Source organism: Gordonia sp. HS-NH1 (assembly GCF_001418765.1).
GTDB lineage: Bacteria > Actinomycetota > Actinomycetes > Mycobacteriales > Mycobacteriaceae > Gordonia.
In genome coordinates this window covers 20,729-33,161 of record NZ_LIYC01000047.1, presented here as the reverse complement: position 1 = coordinate 33,161, position 12,433 = coordinate 20,729, and the positions used below count along the sequence as shown (strand labels likewise).

The following is a 12,433-nucleotide window of genomic DNA, read 5'->3' as shown; positions in this document are numbered from 1 at the left end:
CGACACTGACCTCAACACCCACAACTTCCTCCAGACGATCGCTGCCCCCGAGGCGGCCACGGTGTGACCGCGCACCAACCGGCGGCATGTGTGGTTGGGGTCACTCTAACCGACCCGACCCTGCCCACGACGCCACCGCGTGGTTCTCAGCATTGGCTGTGAGGAAAGCTACCGCCCGGTAACTCTCTCGCGACGATGACAATATCCGATGGTTCGCGGTGAGGGAAGTGGGGTCACGCCCCCCGATGTGACGGCCACCGCAGACCTGGGCTCGACCTGCGGGACATTGAATCGACGACCTGACCCCGCCCCTCGGTTCGAGGGGCGGCGGTGGTCGAAGTGATGTCTGCTTCTGATTCGGATGAACCGAATCGGCCGTTACGACGTCCGAGTGTGATGACCGATTTTCCTGCAGACCTCTCGGCCACCCCCGGACAGCAACGAGCCCGGAACAGCAATGCTGTCCCGGGCTCGTGAGCGGTAGGTCGGTCCTACTTGACCGAAACCTTGGCGCCGGCCTCTTCGAGCTTGGCCTTGGCAGCCTCGGCGGCGTCCTTGTCGACCTTCTCCAGCAGAGCCTTCGGAGCGCTCTCGACGAGGTCCTTGGCTTCCTTCAGGCCCAGGCCCGAGACGACCTCGCGGACGACCTTGATGACCTGGATCTTCTTGTCGCCGGCACCCTCGAGGATGACGTCGAACTCGTCCTGCTCGGCAGCAGCCTCGGCGCCACCGGCAGCCGGCGCACCGGCAGCGGCAACGGCGACCGGAGCGGCCGCGGTGACCTCGAAGACCTCTTCGAACTTCTTCACGAAATCGCTGAGCTCCAGCAGGGTCAGTTCCTTGAACTGATCGATGAGCTCGTCAGCGGTGAGCTTCGCCATGATTGGCGTCCTTCCTGTCGGTCCCCGTACGGGGGTTGGTGTTCATCCCCGTACGGTTCGGGGATTGTGGTGGTGGTGCGGCGAACGACCTATTCGGTCTCGCCGGCTTCGTTCTTCTTCTCCTGCAGGGCCGCGGCCAGGCGCGCCACCTGCGAAGCCGGCTGGTTGAACAGACCGGCGGCCTTAGCCAAGTTGCCCTTCATGGCACCGGCGAGCTTGGCCAGCAAGACCTCACGGGTCTCAAGGTCGGCGATCTGCTCGATCTCGGCAATGGACAGCGCGCGGCCGTCCATGTACCCGCCCTTGATGACCAGAGCCTTGTTGTCCTTGGCGAACGTCTTGATCGCCTTCGCGGCCACAACCGGCTCACCTTCGATGAAGGCAATCGCGGTCGGACCGGTGAACAGCTCGTCGAGCCCTTCCACGCCCGCCTCAGCAGCGGCACGCTTCACCAGGGTGTTCTTGGCGACGGAGTAGGTTGCACCCTCACCGAGGGAACGTCGCAGCTGGGAGATCTGGGTGACGGACAGACCACGGTATTCCGTGACAACCGTCGCAGTGGAGCCCTTGAACTGCTCTGCGATCTCCGCAACAGCGGCGACCTTTTCGGACTTGGCCATACTTCGCCTCCTCTCCTCGTCACTATGAGTTGGTCGAGTTCAACCAAGAGCGACGGGCGCAGGGAGGCGATCGAGGGCGGAGATGACAAACGCCCCGGCACACAGGCACGGGGCGTGAACGCACACACTGAACGTGTGGAGCGACATTCCTCGTTCATCCTGCGTGGGCCGGCGACCTCGTCGCGCCTTCGTCCGGGAAATCCCGACGACCAACGGTCTCTGGTTGAACCGATACGACACACGGGTGTGCATCACATCGAGGACTAGGCTACGTGGACGTGGACGAACAATCCAAATCGCCCGATCCGCACGCCCCCGATGACCGCGCGCGGGCCGCCGCGGACGCCGTCTACGACCGCCACCTGCAGCGGGCCTTCTGGCTTCCGGGAACACGCGCGGCCGCGGTCGCCTGGCCGATCGGACGCATGCAGGCGCAGTTCGGATCGTGGCACTACTGGTGGCACGCCCACCTCGTCGACCTTCTCGTCGACGCCGCCATCCACCGGGTGGCCGGCTCATCCCACGGCGACCGGTCATACGACCCCGACATCGCCGACGACGTCGACCGGTTGCTGCGCGGCATCCGGATCCGCAACGGCGGCCGCTGGACCAACAACTACTACGACGACATGGCGTGGCTCGGACTCGCGATCGAACGCGCCGATCGCCATCTGCACCTCGACCACGCGGGCGGACTCCGCGTGCTCGCCGGCCAGATGCTCGACGCGTGGGTGCCCGACGACGGGGGCGGGATCCCGTGGCGCAAAGCCGATCAGTTCTTCAACGCGCCCGCCAACGGCCCTGCCGCGATCCTCCTGGCACGCACGGGTCATGTCGAGCGCGCGGTGGCGATGTGCGACTGGATGGACGCCAACCTCGTCGATCCCGACACCCACCTGATCATCGACGGCCTCAAGGGGCTCCCCGACGGTTCGCTGAAGCCCGAGACCGGCACCTATACGTACTGCCAGGGCGTCGTGCTGGGCGCCGAACTGGAGGCCCTGCGCGCGACCGGGGATCGCACGCACCTCGACCGCCTGGCCCGGCTCCTCGACGCCGTCGAACGCCACTCCTGCACCGACGGGGTGATCGACGGAGGGGGCGGCGGCGACGGGGGCCTCTTCCACGGCGTGCTGGCCCGTTACCTGGCGCTCGTCGCCACCGACCTTCCCGACGTCGGCGGTTCGGATGATCTGCGTGCTCGTGCAGCACGGATCGTGACCCGAAGCGCGGACGCCGCGTGGGCCAACCGCACCGAGGTCGCCGGACACCCGGTCTTCTCCAGCGACTGGCGCCGACGTGCCGTGATCCCCACCGATGGTGGGGCAAAAGCCCAGTTCGTGGCGGGTGCGGTCAATCCGTCGGAGGTCCCGGAGCGAGACCTCTCGGTGCAGCTGTCGGCGTGGATGGTGCTCGAAGCCGCGGCGGCGATCGACCTCGGTTTACCTGAATGTGACCAGGAACACACACGCCGATGACCAAAAAGACGCCGCCCGGTTAGCCATCCGATACCGGGCCTGAGTTATTCTTCAACGAATGCGTGAAGTGACCTGGAACACACTGTAATCCGCAGCCAGCGGACGAACCGGGGAACCCACGACCGACACGACGGGGTGTCGGTGTCCACCCGGCCCTCTCGATCCGTGCAACAACCCGCGGGTGCGCCACCTCCCCCAGGCAGGGTGATGCACCATGACGTATCAGCTGGATCCCACACAGTCGCGCGCACGGGTCGTTCCGTCGACACGCACGCGCACCAGCGGTGCGCCGCATTTCGGCACCCTCCCCCTGGGCGATCCCACCGGCGGCGCCGACGGCATCCGCTGGCGTGAACAGGTCGACGGCAAGCAGCTCTACCCGCGCGTGGTCATCGACCGCAACGTCTCCATCACCATGAGCGACGGCGTGGTCCTGCGCGCCACCGTGATCCGCCCCGCCAACAGGTTCGGGCAGACGATCCTCACGCCCTACCCCGCGGTCATCAACATCAACCCGTACAACCGGGCGGCCATCGACTTCATCGACCAGACCCTGCACGCCCCGGTCCTCGGCAAGGCGCTGCACACCGCGTCCCGGTCGATCGACGCCACCGGCACCGCGCTCGAGGGACTCACCACGCTGACGAAGACGCTGTCGGGTGGCGTCTTCGACGTCTTCGGCATCAATCGGAACCTGGTGCGCAGCGGGTACGTACAGGTGGTCGTCGATGTCCGCGGAACCGGTGCGAGCCTGGGCAAGTGGCAGATCCTCGGCCCTCGCGAGCAGCAGGACTCGGTGGAGGTCATCGACTGGGTGACCGAGCAGGAATGGTGTGACGGAAGCGTCGGGATGGCCGGTTGGTCGTACTCGGCCATCAACTCGCTGCAGGCCGCGGACAAGCGGCCCGCCGCGCTCCAGGCCGTCTTCGCGGTCGAGGGGTGCGACGACCTGGTGCGCGACATCTACATCACCGGCGGCATGCCGTCGGCGTTCATCCCGGTGTGGTTGTCGGCGGTCAACATGCTCAAGTGGGTTCCCAACCCCGCCAATGTGATCCGCGACCTCGTGCGTGGCGACGCGGTGCGTTGGGCGATCGACCGGGTGAAGTCCCCCGCCACCGAGATCCCCTCGTTGCTGTGGGGGTTCCTCACCGCACGCGATCCACGTATCTTCGACGACCCGTACTTCGACGACCGCGATCCGGTCGTCGACCGCATCGAGGCGCCCACCTTCACCGTCGGAGCGTGGCATGATCTGTTCGGCCGCAGTGCAACCGGCGTCTACGAGCGGTTGCAGATGGAGCCCGGGCGCAAGCAGATGATCGTCGGCGACGGTTATCACCTCGACGTCGGGTCGGGGTACGGCGGTCAGTTCGCTCCCCCGCGTCTGGACGTCCTCGAACGCGCGTGGTTCGACCGTTGGCTCAAGGGGCACCGCAACGGGATCGAGTACTACGGACCGGTCACGATGCTGCAGCAGGGCGGCGCCTGGACCGCGGGCCAGAGCTTTCCCCGCCCGGGGGTGGCTCCGACGCGGCTCTACCTCACCGCCGAGTCATCGTCGACCGCCGACCATTCCGTCCACGACGGGTCGCTGAGCACCACTCCCGCGCAAGGGGTTTCGTCGTTGCACGTACGTCCGGACAGCCGCGGTCTCCGTTCCCGCGACATGACCCAGGTGACCGCGGGCGCGACCCTGGTCCTCGGCGCCGACTACGCCAAGGACGCGCGTTACCAGGAACGCGGAGCACTGTCGTTCACCACCGAGCCGGTACTCGAGGCCACCCCGATCAGCGGCGCGATGAACCTGCGCCTCAACGTCGCAACCACGGCACACGAGGCGATCTGGGCGGTGACCGTGAACGACGTCGCGCCCGACGGCCCGTCGGTCGTGTTGACCAACGGCGCGCTGTCGGCCTCGAATCGTGCTCTGGACCAGTCGAAGTCGACGTACGCCGACGACGGCAGCCTGCTCTCCGCGCACCACTACCTGTCCCACAAGCGCAAGCTGCCGGTGCCCGCCGACGAACCGATCCGCCTCGACGTCGACCTCGTCCCCACCGATGCGGTCCTGCAGCCGGGTCATCGGCTCCGTGTCGACGTCTACGCCGCGAGCCTGCCGCGCTACCTGACCCTCGTGCCCGACCTCATCAAGGCACGCGGCCGACGCCATCAACGTCTCGTGCTCGACCCCGACCACCCGAGCCACCTGACCCTGCTGGCCGGCGACGGGCTGCGCTGAGGTCGTTCTCCGGACAGGCCGAGGAGCGGCCCAGCTGGCATAGTGGCTGCCATGCACACGGATCGCGCCGATCGGGGACCGACGTGAGACTCGGCATGCTGTATTCCCTCTCGGGCAACCAAGCGGAGATGGAGCAGTCGATCCTGGACGGGGCGATGCTCGCGGTCCACCAGATCAACTCCCGCGGCGGCGTTCTGGGTTCGGACATCCAGGTCGCGATCTACGACGACCACTCCGAGGTGTCGTCGACCGCCCGCGGGGTGGATCATCTGTGCACCACCGAGAACGTCGACGCCATCGTCGGTGGGTACACCTCCGCGGCCCGCCTGGCGCTGACCCCGGCCATCCACGCGAACGCCTCGTTGTTGATGTATCCCACCTACTTCGAAGGTGAGGAGACCGACTCGCGGATCTTCTACTGCGGCGCGGCGCCCAACCAGTACATCGCCGACTATCTGGCGTGGATCGCCGGCACACTCGGCCGGCGCGTGTACGTCGTCGGCTCGGATTACATCTATCCGCGCGTTCTGGCCGAGGCGATCCGACGACTGGCCGGAAGCCTCGGGATCGAGATCGTCGGCGACCGCTACGCACCCCTCGGAGAGACGAGGTTCGAATCGATCATCGACGACATCGATCGCGTGCGTCCCGACGTCGTGGTCTGCAATCTCGTCGGCGCCGACTCGACGACCGCGTTCTACACGCAGTATCACCTCGTCGGACTGACCCCGGACACGGTTCCGATCGCGGCGACCGTCACCACCGAACTGGACCTGGCCCACATGCCGACCGAGGTCAGCGACGGTCACTTCATGGTCGCGACCTACTTCTCCGAGCTGTCGTCGCCGGTGAACGACACGTTCCGGCGCGATCTGGCCCAGGTGCGGGGCCAGCGGTGGAGTCACGCCGCCCAGATCGGGGCGTTCAATGCGGTGCACGCGCTCGCGCTGGCCGCCGAGCAGGCCCAGTCACTCGACGTCGACGCCCTGTCGCGCGCGCTCATCGGCATCCGTTTCGAGGACAATCCCGAGGGCGCGCCGTTCTACTTCCGTGCCAATCACTACAGTTCGCATCCGTCCTACGTCGGCCGTGCCGCGGGCGGGAAGTACGAGGTCATCGCCGACTTCGCCGCACGCCAGCCCGATCCGTGGTGGTCAGGGAGCCGTCCGCCGGCTCCGGTCCCCCCGCCCGCGGGACGTCTCGCCGACGCATAGGGCGAGGTAGTAGTCGGTGCGGTCGACCATCGACTGCAGTCCGCGTCCGGTGAGCTTCTCGATGCGGGACAGGCGGTATCGCAAGGTGTTGATGTGGATGCCCAACTCGTTGGCCGTCGCGCCCGAGTGGCAGTCGAGCGCGAAGAACGTGACGAGAGTCGACACGTAGCTCGTGTCCTTCTCCTTGTCGTAGGCGAGCACGGGGTCGAGCAGCGAACTGCGCAGCGCCGCTGACCGTTCGGAGTCACCGGCGAGCAGCGTCGCGGCGAGCGGCACCGGCAGGGCGATCGTGGCCGACGACTGGTCGTCGGCGCGGGAGTTCCGTTCTGCCATCTGCCGCGCGTTGATGAGCCCCCTCGTCAGGTCGTCGCTGCTGCGGATCACGTAGGAACTGCCGCCGACGGCGAGCTCGGCGTGCCGGGCGACGAAGACGTCGGTGAACATCTGCAGATGTGCCTCGAAGTCGCGTCCCGTCGGGGGCGTCGAGTCCTTCTCGGTGCCGGTCTTGATCAGCGCGTATGCCACCGAGTCATGCGCTGCCGCAACGGTTGCGAGGCCCGCGCAGGCACCCAGGTCGTGCAGCGCGTCGACGACCCTCGCCGCCGAGGTGTCGCTGTGCGGCCCGATGATCACCGCCACCGAGTGGACGCGATCGCCGGTTCCGTAGCCGAAGGACCCCACCCACGGATCCATCGCCGACGACGGGATCCGCGCCTCGATCAGCTCGCGGACGAGGGAACCTTCCAGCGGCCTGCGCATCGTTCGGTTCACCCGCAACAGGTATGCGTCGGCGTCGGCGTCGTTCGCGAGTTTGCGGACCCGGGTCGATTCGAGGGGACGTCGACGCGGATTCGAGAGCACCAGCGCCGCGCCCGACCTCGGCAGGGAGATGTGCAGGGCCGCGGCGGTCCCGGGAATCGCGTGCAGGAGAGCGGGGGGCAGGGCGGTGGACTTTCTCAGGAGATCGGTGTCGACGGTCGCGGACGGCACCGTGAGTACTGCGCCGTCGAGCACCACGGCCCCGCTGATCCCCGATGCGCGGTGAAACGCGCCGAGGGACGCCAGAATCGATGCCACCGGACCGGATTCGTCGATGGAATCGTCGACCATCGCACGCGGCGCGACGACCATCTCGACGTCGCGGAAGCTCCTCTCCCTGGGGAGCATGTAGATCGGCACACCGTGGCTCACGCAGGCGGACACGAACTCGGCGGACAGGTTGTCGTCATCGGTGTCCACCACCACCGCGGCCGCTGCGCACTGCCGCAGGGTCGCCGCGAACGTCTGCGGTGCTCCCGACGCCGGCCACCCCGTCGGGCCCATGAGGACGAGGTCCCCCGCGCCCACCTCCGCGGGTTTGATCCGACCGACCTCGCAGGTTCCGGACACCTCCACGTGTCGCGTCCGCTCGGCGGCCCCCGGAGTGACCGACAGCAGACCCACACCGACGACGACGTCACCCACCGTCGCCATCCGATCGCCTCCTCGCCGCCGCCCTGTTCGTCGATTATCGGTGCTCACAGTCGTTCTCACCACCCGACCGCACACCGCCGTCGTTGTTTCCGTTGTGTGACATCACGTTTCCGGTCCATGTCGGACACATCCGCGTTACGCGCCGCCCCCGACGGTTTGCGCAGGTCGCGCGCTCTCCATCGGTCCGTCGCGTGTCAACGTCCAGCAGTCGGCGCCGTGGTACTGGCTGATGAGCCAATTGTTCGGCGGGCCCGCGCCGGGTTTCGTGATGGGCGTCCCGAGACCGCCGAGCCACGAGGAAGTACCCATGACGAAAGCCATCAGCCGGACCGACAAGGTCCGTACCGCCGTCGACATCGGCGGGACGTTCACCGACGTCTTCATCCAGCACTCCGACGGCACGATCGTCACGGCCAAGTATCCGACGCAGAGCAACCCCATCGAGGGCGTGCTGGCGGGGATGGAGCAGGCCGGCGTCGGATGGGAAGATGTCGAGTTCTTCTCGCACGGAACGACAATCGCGACCAACGCACTCATCACGAGGAAGTTCCCGAAGGTCGCCCTGGTGACGACCGAGGGATTCCGCGATGTGATCGAGATCCGGCGCGGCGACCGTGAGTCCTGGGATCCGTACCAGGAGGTCGCACCTCCGGTGGTCCCACGTCGCCATCGCCTGACCGTCAGCGAACGGATCGGCTACGACGGAGCCGTGCTCGAGCCGCTCGACGAGGACGCTGCCCGCGAGGTCGCACGGGTCCTGCGCCGCCGCGAGATCGAGACCGTGGCAGTGTGTTTCGTCAACTCGTTCACCAATCCCGCACATGAGAACCGGATGGCCGAGATCCTCGCCGAGGAGCTGCCGGGCGTGTCGATCACCACCTCCAGCGATGTCCTGCCGGAGATCTTCGAGTACGAGCGGTTCTCGACGACCGTCGCCAATGCCGCCCTGGTCCCGATCATCGGCCCCTACGCCCGGACGCTCGAGGGCCGGCTCGCGGATGCCGGCTACGACAACGATGTCCTGCTGCTCCATTCGGGCGGCGGAGTCATGACACCGGCCATGGCGGAGAAGTACGGCGCCCGCCTGGCCGCCTCCGGGATCGCGGCGGGGGCGATCGCGAGCCGGCACATCGCCCGCACATGCGGGTTCGAGAATTCGATCGGGTTCGACATGGGCGGCACCTCGACCGACGTCTCGCTCACCGACAACGGCGTGCTGGCGACGACCAACATGTGGAGCGTCGCGTTCGGCCACCCGATCTGCTTCCCCAGCATCGAGGTGCTCACCATCGGCGCCGGTGGTGGTTCGATCGCCTGGCTCGACGACGCCGGTTCGCTGCGCAACGGCCCCCAGTCCGCGGGGTCCGACCCCGGACCGGCCTGCTACGGCGCGTCCGGGGATCTCGCCACCAACACCGACGCCAACCTGATCCTGGGCACCGTCGGCAAGAAGCTGGCCGGCGGCGTCAAGGAGCTCGACGAGTCGATGGCACGGGTCGCCCTGGAAAAGATCTCCGCGCCGCTGGGTCTCGACGTCGAGACGGCGGCGCAGTCGATCATCAAGGTCGCCAACGCCAACATGGCCGACGCGATCCGCCTGATCTCCATCCGCAAGGGCCACGACCCGCGGGACTTCGCGCTGGTCGGTTTCGGCGGAGCCGGCCCCCTGCACGCCGCCTACCTCGCCAAGGATCTGGGCATCCCGACCGTCATCATCCCGCCGCACCCGGGCGTCACCTCGGCCATGGGCTGCATGTTGGTCGACATCCAGCACGACATCACCCGGATGTACCTCGCCGACACCGACGGCGCGGACCTCGACCACCTGGCCGCGACCTTCGCCGAGTTGCAGGAGGAAGGACGCGAACGACTGACGGCCGAGCACGTCGACCCCGCCGACATGCTCTTCGAGTACTACCTCGACATGCGCTACGAGGGACAGTGGCGGGCGATCGCGGTGCCCGTGTCCATGCCGCTGACGAGTCTGGACGAGGTCGTCGCGACCTTCCACGCGACACATCTCAAGGAGCACAACTTCGCGGCGGAGGACACCGGCGTCGAGATCTACCGGATCTCGTTGCGCGCCATCGGACTCACCCCGCGGATGGACGTCACACCCGCCGACCTCATCGATCCGGCGACCTTCTCGCCGGAGCCCCTCGAGGTGCGGGACGTGCTCTTCCCCGACGAGGTCGCCCGGCTGGCGACGCCGGTGTACGACCGCGCCGGCCTGCCTCCCGGAGCCGTGCTGACCGGCCCGTGCATCGTCGACCAGCTCGACTCGACGACCGTCGTCCCGCCGCGGACATCCGCGCGGGTCGACGAGTGGGGCAACCTCCTGCTCACCGCCGCCGAGTGATCTCCCACCCGTCTCAGACAGAACAGGAAACCCCAACCATGGCAACAACACTCGACCCGGTCACGTTCGAGGTGCTGAAGAACGCCTTCATCAACACCGTCGATCAGATGGCCGAACAGATCCTGCGCACCTGCTACTCGTTCGTCATCTACTCCCGTGACTTCTCCTCGGCGCTCTGCGACACCGAGGGCAACACCGTGATGCAGGGCACCGGCGACATCGCGGCCCACGTCGGAACACTGCACTACACCGCGAAGGCGGTCATCCGGCAGTTCGAGGGCGACATCCATCCGGGCGACGTCTTCGTGATCAACGACGTCTACGAAGGCGGAAGCCACTTCAACGACACCCGGATCATCCGGCCCATCTACTACCAGGGCGAGCTGCTCGGCTACGCCCAGGCCAACGGCCACTGGGCCGACGTCGGCGGCGCCACTCCCGGGTCGTTCAACGTCAAAGCGCTCGATCACATGGGCGAGGGACTGCGGATCCCGCCGACCCGCCTGTGGAGCAAGGACCAGTTCCTCGAAGACGTCGCCTACCTCATCGCGAAGAACACCCGCAACCCGCGCGACATCATCGGCGACATGCAGGCACAGGCGGAGGCGACCCGCGTCGCCGAGCGCGAGATCCAGCGTCTGTGCGACAAGTACGGCGTCGAGACCATCAAGACGGCGATGGCCGAGGTGCAGGACTACGTCGAGGATCTCACCCGCGCCAAGATCGCCGAACTTCCCGATGGTGTCTGGTACACCGAGGATTACATCGATCAGGACCCGGCGCGCGGGGAGGGTCTCATCCCCATCAAGACACGGATGACGATCTCCGGAGACACCGTTCACTACGACCTCAGCGAATCACACGCGTCGATCTCGTCGATGCTCAACGCGGGATTCGGCGGGTCGTTCGCCGGCATCGTCGCCGGCACGAAGATGCAATTCCCGGACATCCCACTGAATTCCGGGTTCTACCGCGTCGTGACAGCAGACCTCGGGCCACTCGGGTCGGTGGTCAACGCCGACTGGCCGTCGCCGTGTGCCGGCTTCTGCTCGGGCCCGTTCGAGAAGATCATGAGTTCGGTCTTCGAGATCTGGTCGGACATCCAGCCCGAACGGGCGATGGCGTGCACGTTCAACCTGGAGTACCTCCTGGTGGGCGGCCGAGATCAGCGCGGCGACGGCAATCCGAATTTCATGTGGTACGACTGGATGATGGGTGGCTGGGGCGCCCGCAACGGCGCCGACGGCTACAACGCATCCGCTGCCGTCTTCGGAGTCCAGTACGGCACACAGCCTTTCGAAGGGCAGGAGCGTCTGGCCCCGGTCCTCACATCGTGCCACGACCTGGTGCCCGACTCCGGCGGGCCCGGCAAGTTCCGCGGGGGCCTCGGCGCCGAGAAGGGCGGAAAGCTGTGGGCCAGCGACAACACCGTCATGTCCTACTGCTGTGATCGCGAACGGTCGGTCACCTGGGGACTGTGGGGCGGCCTGCCGTCCATCCCGCACGGGGTCTGGCTCAACAAGGGCACCGAGGACGAGCAGTACCTCGGCTCGATCTTCGCCGCGGTCCCCATCAAGTCGGGAGACGAGTTCACCCGTCCGTCGGCCGGTGGCGGCGGTCTCGGGGACCCGCTCCAGCGCGACGTGGACGCCGTGCTGGAGGACGTCATCGACGGTTACGTCTCGATTGCCCGGGCGGAGAAGGACTACGGCGTCGTCGTCAAGGAGATCGATCCCGAGATCTTCGCATACGAGGTGGATCTCGAAGCCACCCTCACCGCACGCGAGTACATCCGCAGCAATCGGCACGCGTGGATCGAACGCGACCCGCAAGCGGTCTCCGAGGAGTACCGCTCCGGTCTGATCAACGAGATGGACTGTGTCCGCCAGTACGGCGTGATCCTCGACTGGGGCAGCGGTGACGTCCTGACCAACACGACGTCGCAGTTCCGGCAGATGTTGCGGCGGCGCACCGTCATCCACTGGACCGACGACCCCACCGTCGACTTCGTCCCGGGCACGCTGACGGTGTCGGAGCCGGCCACCGTCTGACGTTCCCGGCACCGGGACCCGATTCGTACGACACCCAGCGGCGGGTGATGGCGACGACGCCATCCACCCGCCGCTGCCGGCACATCTGACCACCACTCGAACACCAAGGAATGCA

8 protein-coding genes are annotated in these 12,433 nt (G+C 67.1%); 5 read left to right on the top strand and 3 right to left on the bottom strand.

Going from position 1 to position 12,433, the window contains the following annotated elements; genetic code table 11:
• Positions 1-491 precede the first annotated feature (491 nt).
• Positions 492-881, bottom strand: coding sequence for a 50S ribosomal protein L7/L12 (gene rplL / locus AMD30_RS21555; protein WP_010844580.1), 390 nt, complete (start codon positions 879-881; stop codon positions 492-494).
• A gap of 89 nt (positions 882-970) precedes the next feature.
• Positions 971-1,501, bottom strand: a complete 531-nt coding sequence (gene rplJ / locus AMD30_RS21550) for a 50S ribosomal protein L10 (protein ID WP_010844579.1) — start codon at positions 1,499-1,501, stop codon at positions 971-973.
• A 278-nt stretch (positions 1,502-1,779) separates the two neighbouring features.
• Between rplJ and AMD30_RS21545 the strand changes: the two genes are divergently transcribed.
• From AMD30_RS21545 to AMD30_RS21535, 3 genes are all read left to right on the top strand, one after another.
• Positions 1,780-2,979 carry a glycoside hydrolase family 76 protein gene (locus tag AMD30_RS21545; RefSeq protein ID WP_055477034.1) on the top strand — a complete coding sequence of 400 codons (1,200 nt, stop codon included), beginning with the start codon at positions 1,780-1,782 and terminating at the stop codon, positions 2,977-2,979.
• A 214-nt stretch (positions 2,980-3,193) separates the two neighbouring features.
• Entirely contained in the window at positions 3,194-5,221 is a 2,028-nt protein-coding gene (locus tag AMD30_RS21540; RefSeq protein WP_055477027.1) for a CocE/NonD family hydrolase, read from the top strand.
• 95 nt (positions 5,222-5,316) lie between these two features.
• Positions 5,317-6,435, top strand: coding sequence for a transporter substrate-binding protein (locus tag AMD30_RS21535; protein ID WP_055477026.1), 1,119 nt, complete (start codon positions 5,317-5,319; stop codon positions 6,433-6,435).
• On the opposite strand, the gene AMD30_RS21530 is transcribed toward AMD30_RS21535, so the two are convergent.
• A complete protein-coding gene (locus tag AMD30_RS21530) occupies positions 6,376-7,908 on the bottom strand; it encodes a PucR family transcriptional regulator (RefSeq protein ID WP_055477025.1) in 1,533 nt (510 codons plus the stop codon). The two genes, AMD30_RS21535 and AMD30_RS21530, sit on opposite strands and share 60 nt — an antisense overlap.
• A 307-nt stretch (positions 7,909-8,215) precedes the next feature.
• On the opposite strand from AMD30_RS21530, the gene AMD30_RS21520 reads away from it, so the two are divergent.
• Positions 8,216-10,267 carry a hydantoinase/oxoprolinase family protein gene (locus AMD30_RS21520; RefSeq protein ID WP_084817342.1) on the top strand — a complete coding sequence of 684 codons (2,052 nt, stop codon included), beginning with the start codon at positions 8,216-8,218 and terminating at the stop codon, positions 10,265-10,267.
• Between the two features lie 38 nt (positions 10,268-10,305).
• Positions 10,306-12,318: a hydantoinase B/oxoprolinase family protein gene (locus tag AMD30_RS21515; RefSeq protein WP_055477023.1), complete on the top strand. Its 2,013-nt coding sequence runs from the start codon at positions 10,306-10,308 to the stop codon at positions 12,316-12,318.
• Positions 12,319-12,433 lie beyond the last annotated feature (115 nt).

Excerpts from the sequence above, each read along its gene's own strand:
- AMD30_RS21540 (WP_055477027.1), top strand. The coding sequence starts at position 3,194 with ATGACGTATCAGCTGGATCCCACACAGTCGCGCGCACGGGTCGTTCCG.
- rplL (WP_010844580.1), bottom strand. The coding sequence starts at position 881 with ATGGCGAAGCTCACCGCTGACGAGCTCATCGATCAGTTCAAGGAACTG.
- AMD30_RS21520 (WP_084817342.1), top strand. The coding sequence starts at position 8,216 with ATGACGAAAGCCATCAGCCGGACCGACAAGGTCCGTACCGCCGTCGAC.
- rplJ (WP_010844579.1), bottom strand. The coding sequence starts at position 1,501 with ATGGCCAAGTCCGAAAAGGTCGCCGCTGTTGCGGAGATCGCAGAGCAG.
- AMD30_RS21535 (WP_055477026.1), top strand. The coding sequence starts at position 5,317 with ATGCTGTATTCCCTCTCGGGCAACCAAGCGGAGATGGAGCAGTCGATC.
- AMD30_RS21530 (WP_055477025.1), bottom strand. The coding sequence starts at position 7,908 with ATGGCGACGGTGGGTGACGTCGTCGTCGGTGTGGGTCTGCTGTCGGTC.
- AMD30_RS21515 (WP_055477023.1), top strand. The coding sequence starts at position 10,306 with ATGGCAACAACACTCGACCCGGTCACGTTCGAGGTGCTGAAGAACGCC.